This window comes from Mesorhizobium humile (genome assembly GCF_033977215.1).
In the GTDB taxonomy this organism is placed as follows: domain Bacteria; phylum Pseudomonadota; class Alphaproteobacteria; order Rhizobiales; family Rhizobiaceae; genus Mesorhizobium; species Mesorhizobium humile.
On sequence record NZ_JAVIIV010000017.1, the window covers coordinates 95,231 to 117,553 of the forward strand.

Below are 22,323 nucleotides of genomic sequence, written 5' to 3' on the forward strand. Positions count from 1 at the left end.
TGGCACTATTGCCATGCTTGCCGCCGAACCATGTCGAGACTATGGTGCGCGGCTTCGCTTTCCGCTAGAAGGCGCGCAAATAAACCGAACGCTAAAACCTGATACGTTCCCGATAGTTCCAAGGAGTTTGGACGACATGCTGAGAGGCTCGCTCACCGCGCTCGTGACACCGTTCGAAAAGAGCGGGCGCTTCGACGAGAAAGCCTTTCGCGCATTTGTCGAATGGCAGATCGCCGAGGGCACCAAGGGTCTGGTACCCGTCGGCACCACCGGCGAGTCGCCGACGCTGTCGCATGACGAGCACCGTCAGGTCGTCAAGGTCTGCATCGAGGTGGCCAAGGGCAGGGTGCCGGTCGTGGCCGGCGCGGGCTCCAACAACACCGAGGAAGCCGTCGGGCTGGTGCAATACGCCGAAAAGGCCGGCGCCGATGCCGCCCTTGTCGTCACGCCTTACTACAACAAGCCCACCCAGCGCGGCCTCTACGAGCATTTTGCCGCCGTCGCCAGGGCGACCAGGCTGCCGATCATCATCTACAACATCCCGCCACGTTCGGTCATCGACATGACGCCGGAGACGATGGGCAGGCTGCGCCACGACTTCAAGAACATTGCCGGCGTCAAGGACGCGACCGGCAAGGTCGAGCGCGTCTCCGAGCAGCGCATGACCTGCGGCAAGGATTTCATCCAGCTTTCCGGCGAGGATGCTTCCGCGCTCGGCTTCAACGCTCATGGCGGTGTCGGCTGTATTTCGGTCACCTCGAATGTCGCGCCGCGCCTCTGTTCCGAATTCCAGGAAGCCACGCTTTCCGGCGACAGCGCCAAGGCGCTCGAACTGCAGGACCGGCTGCTGCCGTTGCACAAGGCGATCTTCATGGAGCCCGGCGTTTCCGGGTCGAAATACGCGTTGTCGAAGCTGGGCAAGGTCGAGAACGTGGTGCGTTCGCCGCTTGTGGCGGTCGAGGCTTCGACCGCGGAAAAGATCGACGCGGCGCTCAAGCACGCCGGCTTGATTAATTAGCGAGCCCGTTTGGAAACTCTACTCCTGCGGCCATCTGAAGGCGCCACCTGCGCTTCCGGTGCTCACGTACTATATGTACGCTCCGCTCCGGTTCTCGATGACGCCATCATCTGACTCGCAGGAGCGAGTTTCGAAACGGACTCTGGACGTCATGAATCAAGTCAAGAAAGCCGACCCCAACAACAGGACGGTCGCCGAGAACCGCAAGGCGCGCTTTTCCTACGAGGTGCTCGACACGATCGAGACCGGCTTGGTGCTGACCGGCACCGAGGTCAAGTCGCTGCGCCAGGGCCAGGCCAACATCCAGGAGAGCTACGCCTCGGCTGAAGGCGGCGAGATCTGGCTGATCAATTCCTACCTGCCGGAATATCTGCAGGCCAACCGCTTCAACCACGAGCCGCGCCGGCGCCGCAAATTGCTGGTCTCCAAGCGCGAGATGGCCAAGCTCTCGCAAAGCGTCGAGCGCGAAGGCATGACGCTGGTGCCGCTGAAGATCTATTTCAACGACCGCGGCCGCGCCAAGCTGCTGCTCGCCGTTGCCCGCGGCAAGAAGCTGCACGACAAGCGCGAAACCGAAAAGCAGCGCGACTGGTCGCGCGAGAAGGGCCGGCTGCTGAAGGAGCGCGGTTAAAGACTATCGGTGATAGATCCAGGCAAGGCGAGCAGGGGGCCAAGGCTTGAGGAACCGGCTGATTGTCCTGGCTCTGGCTTTCGTCTTTCTGGCGCTTGCGGTCGGGATAGAGAGCTTTTTGCGGCCCCGCGCCTTTCCACCGGATCGTGCCAAGTTCCCCATAAGAGGCGTCGACGTTTCGCACCATCAGGGCAAGATCGACTGGCAGCGCGTTGCAGCCGACGATGTGACCTTCGCCATCATCAAGGCGACCGAAGGCGGCGACCATGTCGATGATACCTTTGCGACCAATCTGCGTGAGGCGCGCGCCGCCGGGCTCGCGGTCGGCGCCTATCACTTCTTCACCTTCTGCCGCCCGGGCGCCGACCAGGCGAAGAACTTCATCTCGGCCGTGCCGAGCGGCGAGCAGCTTTTGCCGCCGGTCGTCGATATCGAGTTCCATGGCAATTGCCCGCGACGCCCGTCACCCGCTGAGCTGAACGCGGAACTCGTTGCATTCCTGGCCCCGGTCGAGGCGGCCTTTGGCAAGCCGGCCATCATCTACATCACCGGCGAGGCGGCGCCGGCCTATTCCGCTCATATAGCGGTTCGCGAACGCTGGCTGCGCTCGCTGGCAATGCCGCCGAAAGAGGAGGATTGGGTCTATTGGCAATATCTCGATACCGGCCGCGTCGACGGCATCGACGGCGATGTAGACCTGAACGTGTTGAAGGGGGGACCGGCGAGGCTGAGCGAACTGTTTGGCGCTGCGCCTGAATCTAGTTCTTCAGGAACGCCGCAATCTCCTTGAACACATTGACGAACATCTCTTCCGTCAGCACGCCCGTATTGGTGTTGTAGCGCGAGCAGTGATAGCTCGAAAACAGCGCGATGCCGCCGGCCTGCTGCCGGCCGCCATGACGGAATGGAATGGCCGCGGCGCGCTCGCCGAGTGCCCGCACCGTCGACTGGTGCGCGATCGAGCCCAGCGTCAGTATGGCGCTGAGATTGGGGAAGCGCGCGATCGTCGGTTTTAGAAAAGTCCGGCAGGTGGCGATCTCGGCGCCCACCGGCTTGTTCTCCGGCGGCACGCAGCGCACCGCATTGGTGATGGCGGTGCCGACAAGCGCGAGCCCGTCATCCGGCCTTGCCTTGAACTCGCCGCGCGCGAGGCCGTGCGCGATCATCGTGCCGTAGAGCAGGTCGCCGGCATAGTCGCCGGTGAAGGGGCGTCCCGTGCGGTTGGCCCCGCGCAGGCCGGGCGCCAGCCCGACGATCAACAGGCGGACCGAATCTTCACCCTCCGGCGGCAGGAAGGTCGGCACCGGCGCGTTGAACCAGCCGGGCTCGCGCTCGCGCCAGGCGGCGATGAAATCATGCAGCCGCGGGCAGAGCGGGCAGTCATGGCTGGGTTCGGGGGAGGGCGCGGCGCTCAAGGCCGCCGCCTGTCAATAATCGTCCTCGTCGACTTCGGCGGGCTCCGGCCGGCGCGCGGGCCGCTCGGATGGGTCGCGGCCGACTTCGCTCTTCAGCGTCATCAGGTCGATGAAATGATCGGCCTGGCGGCGCAGGTCGTCGGAGATCATCGGCGGCTGCGAGGCCATGGTCGAGATGATCGACACCTTGCGGCCGCGTCGCTGCAGCGCTTCGACCAGCGTGCGGAAGTCGCCGTCGCCGGAAAAGATCACATAGTGGTCGACGACATCGGCGAGCTCCAGCGCATCGACGGTGAGCTCGATGTCCATATTGCCCTTGATCTTGCGGCGGCCGGTCGAGTCGGTGAATTCCTTGGCGGGCTTCGTCACCACCTTGAAGCCGTTATAGTCGAGCCAGTCGATCAGCGGCCGGATCGATGAATATTCCTGATCCTCGACCAGCGCGGTGTAATAGTAGGCGCGCAGCAGGTAGCCGCGCTTCTGGAAGCTCGACAGGAGCTTGCGGTAGTCGATGTCGAAGCCCAGCGCGCGGGAAGTGGCGTACAGATTGGCGCCGTCGATGAAAAGAGCGATCTTTTCACGGGGATCGAACATTGAAAAACATCCCTTTCGAAAATTTCTGTCGTCTAAAAGTGTTTGACGAATAGGTCCGACAAAATGGGCCTCGGTGCCGTCACATCCGAGATAACGCGCAATTTGTGGATATCCAAGGGCAGGCCGCTGCATTGCAAGCAATTGTGATCGCGACTATGTGAGCCGCATCATGGCGTGGCGAGATGATGAGCCGGGCAAAGGCCCGCAAAGCTGACGCGGCCGCCATAAAGCTTGTATTTCGGCCGCGCCCGCGTTATGGAGCGCGCCAGCTTTCCATCAAATCCATCGCATGAAAGGGGCAGTCCATGGCCCGCGTAACCGTTGAAGATTGCATCGACAAGGTCGACAACCGTTTTGAACTCGTGCTGCTCGCCGGCCATCGCGCCCGCCAGATCAGCCAGGGCGCGCAGATCACCGTTCCGCGCGACAATGACAAGAACCCGGTCATCGCGCTGCGCGAGATCGCCGACGAGACGCTTTCTCCCGACGACCTCAAGGAAGACCTGATCCACTCGCTGCAGAAGCATGTCGAGGTCGACGAGCCGGAAGCCGAGGGCGAGGCGATCGCCGACCAGACCGGCGCGACCGCTGTTGCAGCCGACACGGACGACGCCGAGGAAAACATCACTTTCGACCGCATGAGCGAGGAAGACCTGCTCGCCGGCATCGAAGGTCTGGTGCCGCCGGAAAAGAGCGACGACTACTAAGAGCTTTTGTCCCGGTTGGATCAACCATCCAGGACTTCCGTATCTTAGGTTTCGTGGCTATCTATGAGATGCGTCGCACACCAGTGCGGCGCATCAATCATTTCAGCACCGCGAGATCCCGCCCATGATGCGTCAGTATGAGCTTGTCGAGCGCGTCCAGCGCTACAAGCCTGACGTCAACGAAGCGCTGCTCAACAAGGCTTACGTCTATGCCATGCAGAAGCATGGCCACCAGAAGCGCGCCTCGGGCGATCCCTATTTCTCGCATCCGCTCGAAGTCGCCGCCATCCTCACCGACATGCATATGGACGAGGCGACCATTGCCGTCGCGTTGTTGCATGACACGATCGAGGACACGACCGCGACCAGGGCCGAGATCGACGAGCTCTTCGGCCCCGAGATGGGCAAGCTGGTCGAGGGGCTCACCAAGCTGAAGAAGCTCGATCTGGTCTCGAAGAAGGCCGAGCAGGCGGAGAACCTGCGCAAGCTGCTGCTCGCAATCTCCGAGGACGTCCGCGTCCTGCTCGTCAAGCTCGCCGACCGCCTGCACAACATGCGCACCCTCGACCATATGCCGGAGGCCAAGCGCCTGCGCATCGCCGAGGAGACGATGGACATCTATGCGCCTCTGGCCGGGCGCATGGGCATGCAAGGCATGCGCGAGGAACTGGAGGAAATCGCCTTCCGCTACATCAATCCGGAGGCTTATCGCGCCGTCACCGCGAGGCTCGCCGAGATTTTCGAGCGCAACAAGGGCGTCCTGCAGGAGATCGAGACGGCGCTGTCGGGCCTGTTCGACAAACACGCTATCAAGGCGAGCGTGAAGAGCCGGCAGAAGAAGCCGTGGTCGGTGTTCCGCAAGATGGAGGCCAAGGCGCTCTCCTTCGAGCAGCTCTCCGACATCTTCGGCTTCCGCGTCGTCGTCGATTCGGTCGACGATTGCTACCGCGCGCTTGGCGCCATCCACACCACCTGGTCGATGGTGCCCGGCCGCTTCAAGGATTACATCTCGACGCCGAAGCAGAACGACTACCGGTCCATCCACACCACCATCGTCGGGCCGTCGCGCCAGCGCGTCGAATTGCAGATCCGCACCAGGGAGATGAACAAGATCGCCGAATATGGCGTCGCCGCGCATTCGATCTACAAGGACAGCGGCGGCAAGATGAATGGCGCCGCCCATGCGATCTCCAGGGAAACCAACGCCTATGCCTGGCTGCGGCGCACCATCGAGCAACTGGCCGAAGGCGACAATCCGGAGGATTTCCTCGAGAACACCAAGCTGGAGCTGTTCCAGGACCAGGTGTTCTGCTTCACGCCCAAGGGCATGCTGATCGCGCTGCCGCGGGGCGCCACCCCGATCGACTTCGCCTATGCCGTCCACACCGATGTCGGCGACACCTGCGTCGGCGCCAAGGTCAATGGCCGCATCATGCCGCTGATGACGGAACTGAAGAATGGCGACGAGGTCGAGATCATCCGCTCCAAGGCTCAGGTGCCGCCCGCCGCCTGGGAATCGGTCGTGGTCACCGGCAAGGCGCGGGCCGCCATCCGCCGCGCCACCAAGAATGCGATCCGCAAGCAGTATTCTGGCCTCGGCGCCCGCATCCTGGAGCGCGCCTTCGAGCGCGCCGGCAAGACTTTCACCAAGGAGAGCCTGAAGCCGGTGCTGCACCGGCTGGCGCGCAAGGATATCGAGGACGTGTTGGCCTCGGTCGGTCGTGGCGAGCTGAGCTCCACCGATGTCATGAAAGCGGTCTTCCCCGACTATAAGGACGAGCGTGTCACAGTCGCGCCGCCCAAGCAGCGCGAGGAGGGCTGGTCGAAGATCCGCAACGCCGCCGGCATGCTGTTCCAGATGCCCGGCACTCGGGCTGCGCGCAAGGACAAGGACCAGCCGCGTGATGGCGCTGTGCCGATCCGCGGCGTGCGTGGCGACCTGCCGGTGCGTTTCGCGCCGGAAGGTGCGGTGCCCGGCGACCGCATCGTCGGCATCATCCAGCCGGGAACCGGCATCACCATCTATCCGATCCAGTCGCCGGCGCTGCAGGCCTTTGACGATCAGCCCGAGCGCTGGATCGACGTGCGCTGGGATATCGACGAACGCACCAAGGAACGTTTCCCGGCGCGCATCTCGGTCACCGCCATCAATGCGCCGGGTTCGTTGGCCGACATCGCTCAGGTCGTCGCATCCAACGACGCCAACATCCACACGCTGTCGATGATACGCACGGCGCCCGATTTCACCGAGATGCTGATTGACCTCGAGGTCTGGGACCTGAAGCATCTCAACCGGCTGCTGTCGCAGCTGAAGGACAATTCGAGCGTCAGCGATGCGCGGCGTGTGAATGGGTGAATAGTGAATAGTGAATAGTGAATAGTGAATAGTGAATGGAAGATGCTCTCACTACCATTCACCATTCACCATTCACCACCCGCCATGGGCATGGAGCAAACAATGAATACCGACGAAGTGCTGGGCATTTTCCGTGAGGCCGGCGCCGTTCTCGAAGGTCATTTCATCCTGACGTCCGGCTTGCGCAGTCCGGTCTTCCTGCAGAAGGCGCGGGTCTTCATGCATGCCGACAAGACCGAGCGCCTGTGCAAGGCGCTCGCGCAAAAGATCCGCAAGGCGGTGCCGGGACGCATCGATTACGTCGTCGGCCCGGCGATCGGCGGCCTGATCCCGGCCTATGAAACTTCGCGTCATCTCGGCGCGCCGGCCATCTGGGTCGAGCGGGAGGGCGGCGAATTCAGGCTCCGCCGCTTCGAGATCGCCGAAGGCTCGCGCGTCGTCATCGTCGAGGACATCGTCACCACCGGCCTGTCGATCCGCGAGACCATCGACTGCCTGCGCGAGCTTGGCGCCGAGGTGGTGGCGGCCGCTTGCATCATCGACCGCTCCGCCGGCAAGACCGATGTCGGCGTGCCGCTGATCGCGCTTGCCGAATATGAGGTGCCGGCCTATCCCGCAGACCGCTTGCCGCCGGAACTCGCCGCCATTCCGGCCGTTAAGCCTGGAAGCCGCAACATCTGACGTCGTGATGTGCAAAAACAAGCGCTTGAGCGCGCGGCTTGAATCTCGCTGCCAGCGGCGTATGTCGAGATCGCGATGATAGCAGGCATCGACCATTTCGTGCTGACGGTCCGCTCGGTGGAAGCGACCTGCGACTTCTACGGGCGGGTGCTCGGCATGCGGCGGCTCGATGAACCGAACCGGCCGACCGCGCTTCTGTTCGGTCCGCAGAAAATCAACCTGCACGAAGTCGGACGCACATTCGAGCCAAAGGCAAGGACGCCGACGCCGGGTTCCGGCGATTTCTGCCTCGTGGCGGCGGTGCCGCTTGCCGAGGTCCAAGCCAGTCTCGAGGCCCATGGCGTCGCGATCGAAGTCGGTCCGGTCGAGCGCATCGGCGCGCGCGGCCCGTTGATGTCGGTCTATTTCCGCGATCCCGACGACAATCTGGTCGAGGTCAGCGAGTATCGGCTTACCTGAGGTCGAGCCGCATGGCGCAGCGCTGGTCCGAGGGCATGCCGTGCTCGGCCTCGTCGGCGAGCAGGCCGGCCAGCCGTCCGTCGATCTCGACGCCTTCCAGGGCGCGAAATCCGAACTTGCGATAGAAGGGCGCGTTCCAGGCGACGGCGCGAAACGTGGTCAGCGTCACCGCCGCCAGTCCGCGCCGCCTGGCGTCCGCGACCGCCCGTTCAAGCAGCGCGCGGCCGATGCCTTGGCCCTGCCGGTCGAGGCTCACGTCCAATTCCCAGATGTGCAGCACATCGTCCTCGATCCCGGCGCTCAGGAAGCCGACCGGCCGGTCCTTCCCGTCGGCGGCGACCCAGCATGCGCCCGCGGCGATCAGCGCGCAGTGCCGCTCGACGCTGACATTGTCGCCGTCGGCGAGCCACGCCAGTTCGGGAATGGCGCGGAACGCTTCCCCGGCCGACTGCTCGATCTGCGGCAGTACCTCGGCGTCCTCGGCCTGCGCCGGTCGAATGGTGATCATCGGCTCCGCATCCTGGTTGTTTTCCTCAGTTTCGCCAGAATGACGTGGTTGTTACAGCCTGCGGCAGACCATCGCGGCGGCGTTTCGTTGTTGCGCGGCCTGGTCGTCGCTATATCAGAGTCTTGTTGCCTTTCTGCGCCATCGAAGCGCAAGATGTGTTGGCGCGTCCCGGTGGGCAGGGGCAGCGCGTGTTGGACCGGGAACTGGAAGAGAGTGCTTTTTCGACGCCGAGAGCCTGATGGCCTCCTGGAGCGGGTGCGTACTTATCTATGGCCGCGCCGCTCGTTCTCGCGTTCCGTGCAGTATTTCTCCAAGCGCATCCTGCGGCTGAAGGCGACGCCGCATTCCGTCGCCGCCGGCGTCGCCGCGGGCGTCTTTGCCTCCTTCTTCCCGCTTGGTTTCCACTTCATCGTCGCCGCCGTGCTGTGCTGGATCATCGCCGGCAACCTGGTCGCGGCCGCACTTGGCGCTGTGTTCTTCGGCAATCCGCTGACCTTCCCGCTTTTGTGGGGGGCGTCCTGGGAAACCGGCAAACTGATCCTGCATGAGCACCTGCCGAAGCACGGCCCGCCCGAGCATCTGGGCGAAATGATGCACAAGCTTTCCTTCGCGAAGCTCTGGCACCCGGTTCTGGAGCCGATGCTGATCGGCGCGGTGCCGCTCGGCCTCGTCTTCGGGCTGGTGTTCTACGCCATCACGCGCTGGGGCATGACCGTGTTTCGCGAGCAGCGCAGGAAGCGCATGGCCGAGCGCGCGGAGAAGAAGGCGCGGCAGGGCGGACGGGAAGTGCCGGCGGAATGATCATCGGCATCGGCAGCGACCTGATCGACATCAGACGCATTGAAAAATCGCTTGAGCGGCACGGCCAGCGCTTCGTCCAGCGCATCTATACCGAGGTCGAACAGGCCAAGTCGGAAAGACGCGCCGCCCGCGCCGCCTCCTATGCCAAGCGCTTCGCCGCCAAGGAGGCCTGCGCCAAGGCGTTGGGCACCGGCATGGCCGAGGGCGTGTTCTGGCGCGACATGGGCGTGGTCAACCTGCCGAGCGGCGCGCCGACAATGGCGCTGACCGGCGGCGCCGCGGCCAGGCTGGAGAAAATCCTGCCGAAAGGCCACCGCGCGCTCATCCATCTCACCATCACCGACGATTTTCCGCTTGCTCAAGCCTTTGTGATCATCGAGGCGGTGCCCGCCGAACAAGCGCCACATTGATTCCATCTGACCACGAGCGGCATGACGTTGCCCAGCGCCCGCCGAGACTCTATACAAACATCGCACAATCGAGGACGACATGAGCGTGGCTGAAAAATCGCAGAAGAAATCCGGCGGGCTTGGTGAAACCTTCTCCGTCATCATCCAGGCTCTGCTGCTCGCGCTCGTCATTCGCACGCTGCTCTTCCAGCCCTTCTCCATCCCGTCGGGCTCGATGCGGCCGACGCTGCTCGAAGGCGACTATCTCTTCGTCACCAAATGGGCTTATGGCTATTCGCGCTACTCGCTGCCATTCGGTCCCGATCTCTTCTCCGGCCGTATCTGGGGCTCGGAGCCCACGCGCGGCGACGTGGTGGTGTTCAAGTTCCCGCCGGATCCCTCGGTCGACTACATCAAGCGCGTCGTCGGCCTGCCCGGCGACAAGATCCAAGTGAAGAACGGCCAGCTTTTCATCAACGACGTCGGCGTGCCGCGCGTGAAGACCGGTCAGATCGACAATCCCGACGTCACCGAGGAAAACCGGCCGATCGACGTCTATCGTGAAACGCTGCCGAACGGCGTCAGCTACGACACGCTCGACATCAATTCCGATTCGATCGGCGACAACACGCGCGAATTCGTCGTGCCGGCCGGGCATTATTTCATGATGGGCGACAATCGCGACAATTCGTCCGACAGCCGCTTCGCCGTCGGCTATGTGCCGGCCGAGAACCTTGTCGGTCGCGCCAACCTCATCTTCTTCTCGATCGCCGGCAAGGCGAGCCCGCTCGAGATCTGGAAGTGGCCGTCGCTGATGCGCGCCGGGCGCCTGTTCCATTTCGTCCACTAGAGCGATGGCGGCCAGCAAGCGTTTGACCGCCGATGCCCTCGCCGAAGCGCTTGTCGAGCGTACCGGCCATGTCTTCGCCGACCGCCAGCGCCTGCAGCGGGCGCTGACCCATGCCAGCGCCCGTTCGACCCATGCCGGCGTCGACTATGAGCGTTTCGAATTCCTGGGCGACCGCGTTCTTGGCCTTGTCGTGGCCGACATGCTGCTCGCGGCCTTTCCCGATGCCGCCGAGGGCGAGCTGTCGCTGCGTCTCAACGCGTTGGTCAACGCCGAGGCGCTCTCGGAAATCTCCGAACAGATCGGCCTGCCGGAACTCGTCCGCGCCGGTTCAGACGTGCGCAACCTCGAGGGGCGCAAGCGCACCAATCTGCGCGCCGATGCGCTGGAATCGCTGATTGCCGTGCTTTACCTGGATGGTGGCCTTGAGGCTGCCCGTGCGTTCATCCACCGCTACTGGCAGCCGCGCTCGCAGGCGATCGGCGCTGCCCGCCGCGACGCCAAGACCGAATTGCAGGAATGGGCGCACCAGGCAGCCGCCGGCGCCGTACCGGCCTATCGCATCGACGGCCGCGAGGGGCCGGACCACGACCCGCTGTTCACGGTCAGCGTCAAGGTCGGCGCTTTCGCTCCCGCGACCGGCAGCGGCCGCTCCAAGCGCGAGGCCGAGCAGGCCGCGGCGGCTACCCTTTTGCTGCGCGAGGGCGTATGGAGCGCGGCATGACAGAAACGGAAACCTCTGAAGCTCCCGCGACGCGTTCCGGCTTCGTCGCGCTGATCGGCGCGCCCAATGCCGGCAAGTCGACGCTGGTCAACCAACTGGTCGGCGCCAAGGTGTCGATCGTCACCCACAAAGTGCAGACCACCCGCGCCATCGTGCGCGGCATCGCCACGCATGACAACGCGCAGATCGTCTTCGTCGACACGCCCGGCATCTTCAAGCCGAAACGGCGGCTGGACACCGCGATGGTGACGACCGCCTGGGGCGGCGCCAAGGATGCCGATGTCGTCGTGCTTCTGATCGATGCCGAGCGCGGCATCAAGGGCGACGCCGATGCCATACTCGACCGGCTGAAGGACGTCCGGCAGCCGATGCTTCTGGTCCTCAACAAGGTCGATCGCGTCAAGCCGGAAACGCTTCTTGCGCTGGCCGCGACCGCGAACGAACGCGTGCCGTTCAAGCGAACCTTCATGGTCTCCGCGCTCACCGGTTCCGGTTGCAAGGACCTGCTCGACTATCTCGCCGAGACGCTTCCACCCGGTCCCTGGTATTATCCGGAAGACCAGATTTCCGACCTGCCGATGCGCCAGCTCGCAGCCGAGATCACGCGCGAAAAGCTCTATTTGAGACTGCATCAGGAGCTTCCCTATTCCTCGCATATCGAGACGGAGAAGTGGGAAGAGAAGAAGGACGGCTCGGTGCGCATCGAGCAGGTCATCTATGTCGAGCGCGACAGTCAGAAGAAGATCGTGCTCGGCCACAAGGGCGAGACGATCCGCGCCATCGGGCAAGCCGCGCGGATGGAGATTGCTGCCATTCTCGAACAGAAGGTGCACCTCTTCCTGTTCGTGAAGGTGCGCGAGAACTGGGGCGACGACCCCGAGCGCTACCGCGAGATGGGGCTGGAGTTTCCCCATTGATGCCTGCCGCCCAAAAGCGCGAAGCGGCTTTGGGATAACGACATGGATGGCCCGCAACCGACCATAGATGGCGATCTCGTGCGCCGGCTGGTCGATACGCAGTTCCCTGAATGGAGGCATCTGCCGGTCAGCCCGGTCGCTTTCGGCGGCTGGGACAACCGCACATTTCATCTTGGCGACACCAACCAGGCCGAGGTGGAAAGGCAGCGCCAAGTGATCGGCGAGGTGCTGGCGGATCACGGGCGCCGGGCTTGAGGACAGCATGCACGGCGTGCGTCAGATGAAAGCGTCTGACCCTGCTTCTTCCCGCGCCCGCAGCACATGCTTCTGGATCTTGCCCGAGGCCGTGCGTGGCAGGGCGTCCAACGGACAGAAGGTCTTGGGCACCTTGTAACGGGCGATGCGCGCGGCGCAGTGGCTGGCAAGCGCCATCGCATCGAGGCGACGGCCCGGCTTCATCACCACATAGGCGCGGCCGACCTCACCCCACTGCGCGTCGGCTACGCCGATCACTGCAACCTCGGCAATGTCGGGATGATCGAGCAAGGCTGCCTCTGCTTCGGCCGGGTAGACATTTTCGCCACCTGAGATGAACATGTCCTTGCGGCGGTCGATGAGGGTGACGAAACCGTCCTCGTCCATGCGGCCGATATCGCCGGTGCGAAACCAGCCATCGGCGCTGAAGGCGTTCGCCGTCTCGTTGGCGCGGTTCCAATAGCCCGGGGTGACGTTTGGACCCGCGATCCAGAGTTCGCCCGGCTCGCCCGGTGCCACATCGCGTTCGTCAGCGCCAACAAGGCGCATCGAAAGCATGGGGGCCGCCAGTCCTGCCGATCCTGCTTTCGCGGCGATCACCTGCGGGTCGATCGGCATGCCGAGAACCGTACCTGCTTCCGTCATGCCGTAGCCGTCGACCATCAGGATTCCCTGATCGAGCCACCAGCGGATGTTGGCGGCCGGATTTGGCGCGCCGCCGGTGAATAGCGCGGTGAGCGACGTCCAGCGGGAGGGGGCGAAATCCGCTTGCTCCCTCAGCATTTTCGCCATTTGTGGCACGCAGAAATAGTGCGTCACCCCGAGTTCGGGGTCGGCGAGGCGCCTGTTCGTCACACCGGCATCGAAGCCGGGGGAAATCAGAACCGTCGCCCCTTGCAGCAAGGGCGGCCGCAAGCTGGTGATCAGCCCGATCACGTGAAACATCGGAGTATCGCACAGAAAGACGCTGCGATTGCCTACCCGCCCCAGCACGCCGAAGTTGATCGCCGTTGCGAGCGCGTTCCGCTCGGTGAGGATGACCCCTTTGGAGCGTCCCGACGTGCCGGATGTGTAAAGGATGATCGACGTCGCATCGACCGAGGGCAGGGCACGGCGAGGCGCTGGCGGTGCCGCGACGATGTCGGCAGCAAAGGCGCCGACCTCGACGGTGGCGCGACCTTGCCGCGGCGGCTGCCATGGCGCTGCTTCGTCGCGGACGAGCAGGGCCGGCTCGCAATCGTCGAGGACGGCCAGCTGCTCTGCCGATGAGAGCCGCCAGTTGACCGGCACGAAGATCGCGCCGATCCGCATGGCTGCCTGTTGCAGGATCAAAAGGTCCGCGCTGTTGCGCGCGATCGCTGCGATCCGCTGTCCCGCCGTGAGGCCGTATCCGTCGGCCAGGACCGTGATGGCGCTCTGGATCGCCGCATCCAGCGCCGCATAGGTCCAGCGGCGGTCCGTCGCCAGATCGACGCATGCAAGGCGGTCGGGTTGCGACCGAGCGTAAAGCGCCACGGGATCCGGAGTCGTCCAGTGCGGCATCGGCATCTCCTCCCCAGTGCCGGTCAGTCCTGCTTGGGTGTCTGGCTCCTGTCATAGGCGCCGAGCCCCGGCTTGTAGCTCTTCTCGTCGATGAACTGCCGAATGCCTTCCTTGCGGCCGTTATTGTCGTGGAAGTTCGCCGCTTCCTGAGCCCGCACAAGATAGTCCTCGGCATTGTCATAGGTCATCTCGGCAACGCGGCGGATGGCGTCCTTCGTCGCCTTGAGCGCAACCGGATTCTTATTCAGCAGCATTTTTGCCACCGCACTCACACGCGCCTTCAGATCTGCCGCAGGCAGGCTCTCATTGACAAGCTTCCATTCGGCCGCCTTCTTGCCGCCGATCAATTCGCCGGTCAGTGCGTGATACATCGCGTCGCGCATCGACAGCAACTCGACGACCACCTTGGTCGCCCCGCCGCCGGGCAGGATACCCCAATTGATCTCGGAAAGAGCGAACTGGGCTTCGTCAGCGGCGAAGGCGAGATCGCAGGCAAAGAGCGGACCATAGCCGCCGCCAAAGCACCAGCCATTGACCATCGCAATGGTTGGCTTCTGGTACCAGCGCAGGCGACGCCACCAGCCATAGGCCTCGGCCTGAGCGCGGCGCACCGCGCCAAACCCCTTGGCTTCGGTCTCGCGGAAATATTCCTTGAGGTCCATTCCAGCCGACCAGGCGCTTCCTTCGCCCGAAAGCACCAGAACGCCAACATCGTCGCGGAACTCCAACTCGTCCAAAACCTCCATCATGCGGCGGTTGAGAGCCGGGCTCATGCAATTGCGCTTTTCCGGCCGGTTGAAACGTACCCAGGCGATCCCGCTTTCCACGTCGAAGGCGACAGTCTCGATGGCAGAAGTCATTTGGCTTTTTCCCGTACAGTCTGTCCGTTCATCCGCTTTGACTGCGGGAACGCGTTCGTTGCCAATTCGGCGCGCGTAAGCGGGCGAGCGACGCCCGCTTTCGATTTGCAGGAAAGGCCGGGGGAAATCGCTGAATGCTGCACTGCCGGCTCCTCCCTGCCTTGCGCCAATTCGCTATGTCAGATAGCATTATTGCTATGGCACATAGCATGTTATTGCTATCTGTCATAGTCTTTTTTCTTGACGGGGAGCACCCTCGCGGCGAAACGGTAACGCATGGAAAAGATTGAGAGTCGGGAAAAATCCACAGCCGAGAGACGCGCCCTCGACAGTTTGGTTGGTTATAATCTGCGCCGTGCCTCGGTCGTCATGCTCAACGATTTCGAGGTTGAGTTCGCCGAAGTGCCGCTGCGTCCGACGACCTTCGCGATGCTGGCGACGGTGGATGAGAATCCCGGCATCAGTTCCGCCGATCTTGGCCGCTTGCTCGGCATCAAAAGCGCCAACATGGCGCCGTTGATTGCGGAACTGGCTAACCGCGGGCTGATCGAGCGCCGCGGCCATGCGGAGGACAAGCGGGTGCAGATCCTGTTCCTGACGGCCGAAGCGCGCAATGCCATGCCGAAATGGCGCCAGCAGGCGCTGAGACATGAGGAGAGGGTTCTTCTCGACCTGACAAGGAGTGAGCGCGCCACGCTGCTGCGCCTGCTGCGCCGCGTCTGGATCGGCAAGGGAGGCTGAGATTGTTATGCAATAATTGTGGCGCCCTTGATTTCGGGCGCCGCAATCATTTGCGGGCGGCAGATCGGCCGGCCCTTGGCCTTGTCTTGATTTCATCGCGCAACGGGTGAATAGCTCCCGTCCATGGAATGGCGCGACGAGGGAATCGTTCTCGGCACCCGCAAGCATGGCGAAACCAGCGCCATCCTCGAGGTGATGACGCGCGCGCATGGCCGCCATCTCGGCCTGGTGCGGGGAGGGCGCTCGCGCAGGCAGCAGCCGGTGCTGCAGCCCGGCAACCGCGTCGACCTCCTGTGGCGGGCACGGCTCGACGAGCATCTGGGCATCTTCCAGGCCGAGGCGATCGAGATGAACGCGGCTCGGCTGATGGACAGCGCGGTCGCCGTCTACGGCCTGCAGACCATGGCCGCGCATCTCAGGCTCCTGCCGGAGCGCGACGCTCATGGCGGTCTCTATGAGGCGCTTGCCGTGATGATCTCCCATCTGGGCGATGCCGATGCGGCGGGCGAGCTGGTCGCACGCTTCGAGCTGCTCATCCTCGATGAACTGGGCTTCGGCCTCGACCTCAGCCAGTGCGCGGCGACCGGCACCAGGCAGGATCTCGCCTATGTCTCGCCGAAATCCGGACGCGCGGTGTCGCGCGAAGCGGGTGCCGCCTGGCACGACAAGATGCTGGCGCTGCCGGCCTTCCTGCAGCGCGGCTCCGGCCTGCGCGCCGATGCGGCATCGCTCGAGGACGCGTTCCGGCTGAGCGGCTTCTTCTTTACCCGCCATGTCTACGAGCCGCGCGGACTCGAACCGCCCGACGCCCGCGCCGGCTTCCTCGCCGCGCTGCGGAGGCATCATGCGGCAGTGAAGGCCATTGCGGGCGAAGCAGGATAGCAAGGCAAGCGCCTAATGCATGTCGCCCAAAAGTGCGCGCGGCGGTTTTGGGAGAAAGACATGCATCAAAACAAGGATTAAGCGCGTCGCCTGTTCCGTTCGGCGCGGCGCGCTTTAATCCGCGCCGCGCCGCTCCAGGAAATCGTCGAGCATGGCGCGCTGGCCCTTGAGTATCTTGAGGCCGGCCTCGGGCAATGAAAACCAGCCGGCTCGATCCACTTCCGGGAATTCCTTCATGCGTCCCGATTTCGGCGGCCACTCCATGCTGAACATGTTGCTCCTGACGGCATCCGCATCGATGTCCGCTTCGACACTCCACGCGATGACGATCTTTCCGCCTGGCTGCTTGTAGCTGCCGAGCGGCCGAAAATCGCCGTCGACTGCGACGCCGAGCTCCTCTTCGGCTTCGCGTTTGGCGGCTTCGAGCTCATCCTCATTGTCGCCGATCAGCCCCTTCGGGATCGACCACGCGCCTTCATCCTTTCTTGCCCAGAACGGCCCGCCTGGATGGACGAGCAGGAATTCGAACACACCGGCAATGCGCCTGTGGATCAGCAGGCCTGCGCTTTTCTGCGGCAACGGTCACCTCGCGGCATTTCTTCGCTCGCGCGAGAATAGCACGAGTATTTCGCGGCAGAGGTTACGCCATCTCGCCTGCAATGCCGGCAGCCTCGGCATGGGATAAGCCGGCAAGTTGCTGGCAATCGGCGCCGAAACATGCTCGATCTTGTTAGTCGGCCCGATCTAGTTAGTCGGCAAGACGCTGATCTGCACCAGCCGTCTCATTGCCGCATTTGTTGGCCACGTCTGGTCTGGTTTTGAGGGAAACCACCATGTTTTTCAGCCTGATCGCCATTGCCGCCGTCATAGCTCTTTTCGTCATCGTCTCACGACAGCAGAACCGCATCGCGCTGGTCGAGCGCGAGATCGGCGTCCTGCGCGGCCTGGTGCAGTCGGGCGCTTCGCTGTCCGCGCCGAAGGCAGCCGGTGCGGCGCAGGGAGCTCTTCCCGAGGAGGCCAAGGCAGCCGTGGCGCCTGCCGCGCCGTTGGCTGACGGCGCGGGCGAAGAGATCGCCGCGAAGCACGAGGCGGCCGAAGCGGAGGCAGCGGCAGGACCCTGGACGAAGGCCCAGGCGGCCGCGGCGCAATCCGCCGGGCCGTCCGAACCGGCGCAACCCGTTTCCACCACAGAGACGCCCGCAGCAGAGCCGCCCGCGCCCGCCAAGGCGGCGCGCCAGAGCGATGTCGAGACGGCGCTGGGCACGCGCTGGGCGGTATGGGTCGGCGGCATCGCGCTGGCGTTGGGCGGCCTATTCCTGATCCGCTACACCATCGAGGCCGGTATCTTCGGCCCCGGCGTGCGCCTCGCCATGGCCGGCATCCTCGGCCTGGTGCTGATTGTCGGCGCCGAATTCATCCGCCGCACCGGCTTCAAGGTACCGGTGCAAGGTGCTGCCGGCGCCTACATCCCCGCGATTCTGACCGGGGCGGGCGCGTTCATCCTGTTCGGCACGGTCTACGCGGCGCACGGCATCTATGGCTTCATCGGCCCGGCGACGGCCTTCGCGTTGCTCGGCGTCATCGGCGTTGCGACCATTGGCGCTTCGCTCCTGCATGGCCTGGCGCTGGCCGGCATCGGCCTCGTCGCCGCCATGGTCACTCCGGCGCTGGTCGCCTCGGAGGCACCCAATCCCTGGGCCTTGTTCGTGTATCTGGCGATCGTGCTCGCCGCCACGGCGGCAATCGCCCGCATCCGTGACTGGAAGGCGTTGGTCGCCGCGGCTTTCGCCGGCACCGGTATCTGGACCATTCTCTACATGGTCGACGCGCCGGAGGTGAACCTCGCCGCCGTCCTGTTCATCAGCCTGGCGACGCTTGCCGTGCTTGCCTTGGTCTGGCTCGGCCTTTTCTTGGTTACTGGCCGCGACACCGCCGAACGCGGCTTCGACTGGCCCTCGATCGTGCCCGGCTTCTTCATCGCCTTGAGCGCGCTCGGCCTGTCCGTCGATCCGGCCTTTGCCAGCGCCGGCGATGCCTTGCACGGCGCAGTCCTCCTGGCCGCGCTGGTCGGGGCGACGCTCTACCGGCCGCGCGCGCTTCCTCTGGTCTTCGCGGCGGGCATTGCGACAGTGCTGATCTATCTCGGCATCATCCCACCCGCCACGATCGGCGCCAATGCGCTCGATGTCGGGTTGGACGCTCAACCCCTGGCGTCGTCCGACACGCTGACTTTCCGCATCGGCATCGCGCTTGGCCTGATCTTCCTCGCGGCCGGCTTCTGGGCGGCACGCCGCTTTGCGGCAACTGTTCCGGTGCGCGCGGCCTGCTGGGCGGCCTGGGGCGTCATTGCCCCGCTGGTGGTGCTCGCCGCGCTGTGGCTCACCTTCGGCGATATCGACCGCGATTTCGGCTACGCGCTGCCGGCGCTGTTGCTGACACTGGTCTTCGCCGCCGGCGGCGAGTGGATCGCGCGCGCCGAGGAGCCGCCGCTGAGTGGCGGCCCGGCCGTGTCCTTCGCCCTTGCCGGCGCCGGTGTCGCCGGCCTGCTGATGCTGCACATGGCCTTCGGTTCGGGCTGGACGACTGTGCTGCTCGGCGCCGCCGCGATTATTCCGGCGCTGGCCACGCGCTGGCGTTCCTACCCCGTGCTGGGCTGGATCGCGGTGGGCGCCGCGGTCGCAGTGCTCGGCCGTGTCGCCTTCGATCCGACCATCGTCGGCGCGGCGTTTCTGTCGAGGACGCCGCTCTTCAACTGGCTGCTGCCTGGCTATGGCGTGCCGGCGCTCGCCTTCGGCTTCGCCGGCTGGCAACTCGCCCGCACCACCAACGGCCGGCCGCGCCTTGCCATGGAGGCAGCCTCGGCGCTGTTCGCGCTGCTCACCATCGCCATGCTGGTGCGTCACGCCATGCATGGCGGCGTCATCGATACCGGCACGGTGACCCTTGCCGAACAGGCGATCTACACGCTGATCGCGCTCGGCGCCGGCGCGATCCTTGTCGCCATCGACATGCGCTCGCCGAGCTTGGTCCTGCGCTATGGCTCGATGGCCGCCGGCGTGGTCTCGGCAGGCTTGATCGCGGTTCAGCATTTCGTGGTGCTGAACCCGCTGCTGACGGACGAGTCGACCGGCAAGATCCCGGTCTTCAATCTCCTGTTCCTCGCCTATCTGCTGCCTGCCATCGCTGCCGGCGCGCTGGCGCTCTATGTCCGCGACAAGCGTCCGCGATGGTATGCGGCGATGCTGGCGCTGATCGCCGCGCTGCTTGCCTTCGCCTATGCCACGCTCTCGGTACGCCGCCTGTTCAAGGGCGAGTTCATCGCCTTGTGGAGCGGGCTCGGCCAGGTCGAGACCTACACCTACTCGGCGCTCTGGCTGGTCATCGGCGTGGCGCTGCTCACCGCCGGCGTCTGGCTGAAATCGCAGGTGCTGCGCATCGCCTCCGCCGTGCTGATCGCGGTCGCGGTGGTGAAGGTCTTCCTCTTCGACATGTCGGAACTGGAAGGCGTGCTGCGCGCGCTCTCCTTCATCGGTCTGGGCGCCGTGCTGATCGGCATCGGCCTGTTCTACCAGCGACTGCTGACGAGAGCGGCGAAAGCGGGGTGAGAGGCTTGGGCTTCCTGGACCTCTGTTGCTATTTCCGCGCAACGCCGCGCAGGCGGCGCTGTTCAGCTGCCTCTTTGATGAGGCCAGCAATCTTGCGAACGAATGCCGGACTGAAAGAACCGATCGGCTTTGTCGTAACGAGGTCGTAAGCTTCGTCAGTCCGCACACGGTTGTACTCGTCGAGGATCAGCCATGACGGAAAATCGAGGCCGCCCCTGCGGCACTCGATCTCACTGATGGCAATAGACGTGCGGGTCGGGCTGGGCTGCTGCGAGGTGAGTGGAAACAGGAACAGCGCCGCGGGCGTCGTCGGCGTTCGGACTACGACGCAGACGGGTCGCGCTTTGCGGCCTGATTCTTCACCGGCGTCAGCCTGCCGCGCCCATAGATAGTAATACCGAAGCAGGTCGCCGGGCTTAAACACCCGGTCCATCGTCGCTTATGATGGCTTCCAATCCCGACGTCAGTTCATCGTGGACCGCGTCAGGCGCATTCTCGAGCGTGTAGGCGGCATGAGACGAACCAACGAGTTGCCGGTATTGCCTGGCCGAAAGTATGACCAGTTTCTCCTTGCCGCGTTTTGTCAGGGCGACAGGCTCGATCATCGCCGTTTCGAGGATCTCGCCCGATGCGCGGTTCATGTCTGAAAAGGTGAATTGCTTCATGGGCGTGCCTCATACGTAATATACCTATTATACCTATGTAACGTAATCAAACAATCAATCTCGCACGGTTTCGAGCCGGGAATAAATCGCCATTCGCCAGCGTTATTCCTTCGCTTGGGTAATCGCAGCGGTTCGGCCGCTTCGCGCTGACTGCTTGCACCGCGCCGGGAAGGCGCGTTCTATCGGGATGGAAAGCGACCTCGAAACAAAGCGGTCATGGACGACAAGAAGGCAGCGATCCTGAGCGAAATACCGCGGCTGCGGCGCTATGCGCGCTCGCTGCTGCGCGACCGCGATTCCGCCGACGATCTGGTCCAGGATTGCCTGGAGCGGGCGCTTGTGCGGCTCGACAACTGGCAGACTGGAGAGAGCCCCCGGAGGTGGCTGTTTACGATCATGCATCACTTGTTCATCGACCAGATGCGCAAGGTCAACCGGCGCGGCGAGGCGGCGATGCTGCCTCTCGAAGCCGGTGAGGCCCAATCCGCGCCCGCCGATCAGGTCGAGACCATCGCCTCGCGCGAGATCCTGGATGCCTTGCAGGCGATCAGCCCCGATCGCCGCGCGGCCTTGGTGATGGTCGCCATCGAGGGCTTTTCCTATGCCGAGGCCGCCAATATCCTCGGCGTGCCGGCCGGCACGCTGATGTCGCGCATCGCGCGCGGCCGCGAGGAATTGCGAGGCCTGCTCGAGGACACGTCGCGGCGCCGCTCGATAAGGATCGTCGAGAAATGACCCGCCGCGATTTTTCCGAACGCGATATCCACATGGCCCTCGACGGCGAGCTGCCGGGTGAGGAGCGCATGGCTTATGACGCCTGGCTCGAGGCCAATCCCGAGATGAAGGCGAGGTCAGCGCGCTACATCGCCGATCGCGCCGCAATGCGAGCCGCCCTCGCGGGCGTGATGGACGAGCCGGTGCCGGCGAGGCTGCGGCAGGCAGTGCTTGGCGACGCGCCCATGAAGGCGCCGGCCTGGCGTTCGCGCTGGTGGCTGTCGGCTGCCGCCGCCGTGATGCTCGCTGTCGGCGGCTTGGGCGGCTATGTCGCCGGCATCGACAGCATCGCCCGTGGTGGTGGCGACGACGACCAGCTCGCCGAGCAGGCGATCGCCGCCCATGTCATCTACGCCGCTGAGAAGCGCCATGCCGTCGAGGTCCCGGCGAGCGACAAGGACCATCTCCAGACCTGGCTGTCGAACAGTGTCGGGTTGAAGCTGGTTGCGCCCGACCTAGCGGCCGAGGGGTTCGAGCTGGTCGGCGGTCGGCTGCTGCCCGCCGGTGAGCAAGGCAAGGCGGCGATGCTCCTCTACGAGGACGCCAAGGGCGAGCGCATCTCGCTCTTCGTCACCGCCGAATCGGCCCAAACATCGAAGGGCACCTATGCGGCCGAGGCAGGTGGACCGCAGGCGGTCTACTGGCTCGACAAAGGCTATGCCTGCGCCGTCGTCGGCTCGTTGCCGCCGGAGCGGTTGTCGGATGTCGCAAAGAGCGCCTATGGCCAGCTCCTGGCCGGCATATCGAGCTGAACCGGCTGCGTTTTTCGGCGGCCGGCGGTCCTTCGAACGGCAGTTCTGTTCAAGCGCCTGGCCCTTTCCTGCCGCGCGGAAACTGTCACAATTCGGCCCTAATCAAGGAGCGATAGCGCTTGATGAATGCTGGCGCTTCGGTCAGTGTTCGCAACGCATCTACCGGGGCCGTTTCTTAAACCCAATCGAGGTTCTCCCAA

General features: G+C 64.2%; 26 protein-coding genes. 18 read left to right on the plus strand and 8 right to left on the minus strand.

What is annotated here, in order from left to right:
- Positions 1–136: 136 nt before the first annotated feature.
- The 3 genes from dapA to RFM52_RS23345 all read left to right on the plus strand — a co-directional run bounded on the left by dapA (position 137) and on the right by RFM52_RS23345 (position 2,439).
- Complete coding sequence (gene dapA / locus RFM52_RS23335; protein WP_320294957.1) at positions 137–1,018, plus strand: 4-hydroxy-tetrahydrodipicolinate synthase; 882 nt, start codon at positions 137–139, stop codon at positions 1,016–1,018.
- A 151-nt stretch (positions 1,019–1,169) separates the two neighbouring features.
- Positions 1,170–1,649, plus strand: a complete 480-nt coding sequence (smpB, locus tag RFM52_RS23340; protein WP_127877696.1) for an SsrA-binding protein SmpB — start codon at positions 1,170–1,172, stop codon at positions 1,647–1,649.
- A gap of 46 nt (positions 1,650–1,695) precedes the next feature.
- The gene (locus tag RFM52_RS23345; RefSeq protein WP_320294958.1) at positions 1,696–2,439 is read left to right on the plus strand and encodes a glycoside hydrolase family 25 protein; all 744 of its coding nucleotides are present in this window, start codon (positions 1,696–1,698) and stop codon (positions 2,437–2,439) included.
- Here the strand turns inward: RFM52_RS23345 and RFM52_RS23350 are convergent.
- Both RFM52_RS23350 and RFM52_RS23355 read right to left on the minus strand, forming a co-directional pair.
- Positions 2,408–3,064 carry a uracil-DNA glycosylase gene (locus RFM52_RS23350; RefSeq protein WP_320294959.1) on the minus strand — a complete coding sequence of 219 codons (657 nt, stop codon included), beginning with the start codon at positions 3,062–3,064 and terminating at the stop codon, positions 2,408–2,410. The two genes, RFM52_RS23345 and RFM52_RS23350, sit on opposite strands and share 32 nt — an antisense overlap.
- 12 nt (positions 3,065–3,076) lie before the next feature.
- On the minus strand, positions 3,077–3,658 hold the full coding sequence (locus RFM52_RS23355; RefSeq protein ID WP_042637844.1) for a LabA-like NYN domain-containing protein: 582 nt from the start codon (positions 3,656–3,658) through the stop codon (positions 3,077–3,079).
- Between the two features lie 305 nt (positions 3,659–3,963).
- Between RFM52_RS23355 and rpoZ the strand changes: the two genes are divergently transcribed.
- The 4 genes from rpoZ to RFM52_RS23375 all read left to right on the plus strand — a co-directional run bounded on the left by rpoZ (position 3,964) and on the right by RFM52_RS23375 (position 7,861).
- Positions 3,964–4,365 carry a DNA-directed RNA polymerase subunit omega gene (gene rpoZ, locus RFM52_RS23360; protein ID WP_320294960.1) on the plus strand — a complete coding sequence of 134 codons (402 nt, stop codon included), beginning with the start codon at positions 3,964–3,966 and terminating at the stop codon, positions 4,363–4,365.
- Positions 4,366–4,489: 124 nt separating this feature from the next.
- Positions 4,490–6,721, plus strand: coding sequence for a RelA/SpoT family protein (locus RFM52_RS23365; RefSeq protein ID WP_320294961.1), 2,232 nt, complete (start codon positions 4,490–4,492; stop codon positions 6,719–6,721).
- A gap of 102 nt (positions 6,722–6,823) precedes the next feature.
- Positions 6,824–7,402, plus strand: a complete 579-nt coding sequence (gene pyrE, locus RFM52_RS23370; protein ID WP_320294962.1) for an orotate phosphoribosyltransferase — start codon at positions 6,824–6,826, stop codon at positions 7,400–7,402.
- Positions 7,403–7,477: 75 nt separating this feature from the next.
- Positions 7,478–7,861 (plus strand): VOC family protein, encoded by a 384-nt coding sequence (locus RFM52_RS23375; RefSeq protein ID WP_320294963.1) that lies wholly within the window; start codon positions 7,478–7,480, stop codon positions 7,859–7,861.
- Here RFM52_RS23375 and RFM52_RS23380 read toward each other — a convergent pair.
- Complete coding sequence (locus tag RFM52_RS23380; protein WP_320294964.1) at positions 7,854–8,369, minus strand: GNAT family N-acetyltransferase; 516 nt, start codon at positions 8,367–8,369, stop codon at positions 7,854–7,856. The genes RFM52_RS23375 and RFM52_RS23380 overlap by 8 nt on opposite strands.
- A 213-nt stretch (positions 8,370–8,582) precedes the next feature.
- Between RFM52_RS23380 and RFM52_RS23385 the strand changes: the two genes are divergently transcribed.
- From RFM52_RS23385 to RFM52_RS32860, 6 genes are all read left to right on the plus strand, one after another.
- Positions 8,583–9,170: a DUF2062 domain-containing protein gene (locus RFM52_RS23385; RefSeq protein WP_320294965.1), complete on the plus strand. Its 588-nt coding sequence runs from the start codon at positions 8,583–8,585 to the stop codon at positions 9,168–9,170.
- Positions 9,167–9,580, plus strand: coding sequence for a holo-ACP synthase (gene acpS / locus RFM52_RS23390; protein WP_292315576.1), 414 nt, complete (start codon positions 9,167–9,169; stop codon positions 9,578–9,580). Before RFM52_RS23385 ends, acpS begins: the two co-directional genes overlap by 4 nt.
- Positions 9,581–9,659: 79 nt before the next feature.
- Positions 9,660–10,409, plus strand: a complete 750-nt coding sequence (lepB, locus tag RFM52_RS23395) for a signal peptidase I (RefSeq protein WP_320294966.1) — start codon at positions 9,660–9,662, stop codon at positions 10,407–10,409.
- A complete protein-coding gene (rnc, locus tag RFM52_RS23400) occupies positions 10,396–11,130 on the plus strand; it encodes a ribonuclease III (protein ID WP_430699242.1) in 735 nt (244 codons plus the stop codon). Before lepB ends, rnc begins: the two co-directional genes overlap by 14 nt.
- On the plus strand, positions 11,115–12,047 hold the full coding sequence (era, locus tag RFM52_RS23405) for a GTPase Era (RefSeq protein WP_320294968.1): 933 nt from the start codon (positions 11,115–11,117) through the stop codon (positions 12,045–12,047). The genes rnc and era overlap by 16 nt, the downstream gene beginning before the upstream one ends.
- Before the next feature lie 42 nt (positions 12,048–12,089).
- Positions 12,090–12,302 carry a hypothetical protein gene (locus RFM52_RS32860; RefSeq protein ID WP_430699237.1) on the plus strand — a complete coding sequence of 71 codons (213 nt, stop codon included), beginning with the start codon at positions 12,090–12,092 and terminating at the stop codon, positions 12,300–12,302.
- A gap of 21 nt (positions 12,303–12,323) precedes the next feature.
- Here RFM52_RS32860 and RFM52_RS23415 read toward each other — a convergent pair whose 3' ends face one another.
- Positions 12,324–13,850 (minus strand): AMP-binding protein, encoded by a 1,527-nt coding sequence (locus tag RFM52_RS23415; protein WP_320294969.1) that lies wholly within the window; start codon positions 13,848–13,850, stop codon positions 12,324–12,326.
- Between the two features lie 17 nt (positions 13,851–13,867).
- The gene (locus tag RFM52_RS23420; protein WP_320294970.1) at positions 13,868–14,704 is read right to left on the minus strand and encodes a p-hydroxycinnamoyl CoA hydratase/lyase; all 837 of its coding nucleotides are present in this window, start codon (positions 14,702–14,704) and stop codon (positions 13,868–13,870) included.
- A gap of 276 nt (positions 14,705–14,980) precedes the next feature.
- On the opposite strand from RFM52_RS23420, the gene RFM52_RS23425 reads away from it, so the two are divergent.
- The gene (locus tag RFM52_RS23425; protein ID WP_320294971.1) at positions 14,981–15,445 is read left to right on the plus strand and encodes a MarR family winged helix-turn-helix transcriptional regulator; all 465 of its coding nucleotides are present in this window, start codon (positions 14,981–14,983) and stop codon (positions 15,443–15,445) included.
- 123 nt (positions 15,446–15,568) lie between these two features.
- On the plus strand, positions 15,569–16,327 hold the full coding sequence (recO, locus tag RFM52_RS23430) for a DNA repair protein RecO (protein WP_320294972.1): 759 nt from the start codon (positions 15,569–15,571) through the stop codon (positions 16,325–16,327).
- 114 nt (positions 16,328–16,441) lie between these two features.
- Here the strand turns inward: recO and RFM52_RS23435 are convergent, their stop codons facing one another.
- Positions 16,442–16,906, minus strand: a complete 465-nt coding sequence (locus RFM52_RS23435) for an NUDIX hydrolase (protein ID WP_320294973.1) — start codon at positions 16,904–16,906, stop codon at positions 16,442–16,444.
- A gap of 254 nt (positions 16,907–17,160) precedes the next feature.
- On the opposite strand from RFM52_RS23435, the gene RFM52_RS23440 reads away from it, so the two are divergent.
- Positions 17,161–19,932, plus strand: coding sequence for a DUF2339 domain-containing protein (locus tag RFM52_RS23440; protein ID WP_320294974.1), 2,772 nt, complete (start codon positions 17,161–17,163; stop codon positions 19,930–19,932).
- A 28-nt stretch (positions 19,933–19,960) separates the two neighbouring features.
- On the opposite strand, the gene RFM52_RS23445 is transcribed toward RFM52_RS23440, so the two are convergent.
- Both RFM52_RS23445 and RFM52_RS23450 read right to left on the minus strand, forming a co-directional pair.
- A complete protein-coding gene (locus RFM52_RS23445; protein WP_430699238.1) occupies positions 19,961–20,365 on the minus strand; it encodes a hypothetical protein in 405 nt (134 codons plus the stop codon).
- Positions 20,349–20,597 (minus strand): type II toxin-antitoxin system prevent-host-death family antitoxin, encoded by a 249-nt coding sequence (locus RFM52_RS23450; protein WP_320294975.1) that lies wholly within the window; start codon positions 20,595–20,597, stop codon positions 20,349–20,351. The genes RFM52_RS23445 and RFM52_RS23450 overlap by 17 nt, the downstream gene beginning before the upstream one ends.
- Positions 20,598–20,813: 216 nt before the next feature.
- Here RFM52_RS23450 and RFM52_RS23455 point away from each other — a divergent pair, with 216 nt between their 5' ends.
- Together RFM52_RS23455 and RFM52_RS23460 are read left to right on the plus strand one after the other, a co-directional pair.
- Positions 20,814–21,332 carry an RNA polymerase sigma factor gene (locus RFM52_RS23455; RefSeq protein ID WP_320294976.1) on the plus strand — a complete coding sequence of 173 codons (519 nt, stop codon included), beginning with the start codon at positions 20,814–20,816 and terminating at the stop codon, positions 21,330–21,332.
- On the plus strand, positions 21,329–22,123 hold the full coding sequence (locus RFM52_RS23460; protein WP_320294977.1) for an anti-sigma factor family protein: 795 nt from the start codon (positions 21,329–21,331) through the stop codon (positions 22,121–22,123). Before RFM52_RS23455 ends, RFM52_RS23460 begins: the two co-directional genes overlap by 4 nt.
- Positions 22,124–22,323 lie beyond the last annotated feature (200 nt).

Coding starts and splice junctions, on each gene's coding strand:
- dapA (WP_320294957.1), top strand. CDS start 137: ATGCTGAGAGGCTCGCTCACCGCGCTCGTGACACCGTTCGAAAAGAGC.
- smpB (WP_127877696.1), top strand. CDS start 1,170: ATGAATCAAGTCAAGAAAGCCGACCCCAACAACAGGACGGTCGCCGAG.
- RFM52_RS23355 (WP_042637844.1), bottom strand. CDS start 3,658: ATGTTCGATCCCCGTGAAAAGATCGCTCTTTTCATCGACGGCGCCAAT.
- rpoZ (WP_320294960.1), top strand. CDS start 3,964: ATGGCCCGCGTAACCGTTGAAGATTGCATCGACAAGGTCGACAACCGT.
- RFM52_RS23365 (WP_320294961.1), top strand. CDS start 4,490: ATGATGCGTCAGTATGAGCTTGTCGAGCGCGTCCAGCGCTACAAGCCT.
- pyrE (WP_320294962.1), top strand. CDS start 6,824: ATGAATACCGACGAAGTGCTGGGCATTTTCCGTGAGGCCGGCGCCGTT.
- RFM52_RS23375 (WP_320294963.1), top strand. CDS start 7,478: ATGATAGCAGGCATCGACCATTTCGTGCTGACGGTCCGCTCGGTGGAA.
- RFM52_RS23380 (WP_320294964.1), bottom strand. CDS start 8,369: ATGATCACCATTCGACCGGCGCAGGCCGAGGACGCCGAGGTACTGCCG.
- acpS (WP_292315576.1), top strand. CDS start 9,167: ATGATCATCGGCATCGGCAGCGACCTGATCGACATCAGACGCATTGAA.
- lepB (WP_320294966.1), top strand. CDS start 9,660: ATGAGCGTGGCTGAAAAATCGCAGAAGAAATCCGGCGGGCTTGGTGAA.
- era (WP_320294968.1), top strand. CDS start 11,115: ATGGAGCGCGGCATGACAGAAACGGAAACCTCTGAAGCTCCCGCGACG.
- RFM52_RS32860 (WP_430699237.1), top strand. CDS start 12,090: ATGGATGGCCCGCAACCGACCATAGATGGCGATCTCGTGCGCCGGCTG.
- RFM52_RS23415 (WP_320294969.1), bottom strand. CDS start 13,850: ATGCCGATGCCGCACTGGACGACTCCGGATCCCGTGGCGCTTTACGCT.
- RFM52_RS23420 (WP_320294970.1), bottom strand. CDS start 14,704: ATGACTTCTGCCATCGAGACTGTCGCCTTCGACGTGGAAAGCGGGATC.
- RFM52_RS23425 (WP_320294971.1), top strand. CDS start 14,981: ATGGAAAAGATTGAGAGTCGGGAAAAATCCACAGCCGAGAGACGCGCC.
- recO (WP_320294972.1), top strand. CDS start 15,569: ATGGAATGGCGCGACGAGGGAATCGTTCTCGGCACCCGCAAGCATGGC.
- RFM52_RS23440 (WP_320294974.1), top strand. CDS start 17,161: ATGTTTTTCAGCCTGATCGCCATTGCCGCCGTCATAGCTCTTTTCGTC.
- RFM52_RS23445 (WP_430699238.1), bottom strand. CDS start 20,365: ATGGACCGGGTGTTTAAGCCCGGCGACCTGCTTCGGTATTACTATCTA.
- RFM52_RS23450 (WP_320294975.1), bottom strand. CDS start 20,597: ATGAAGCAATTCACCTTTTCAGACATGAACCGCGCATCGGGCGAGATC.
- RFM52_RS23455 (WP_320294976.1), top strand. CDS start 20,814: ATGGACGACAAGAAGGCAGCGATCCTGAGCGAAATACCGCGGCTGCGG.
- RFM52_RS23460 (WP_320294977.1), top strand. CDS start 21,329: ATGACCCGCCGCGATTTTTCCGAACGCGATATCCACATGGCCCTCGAC.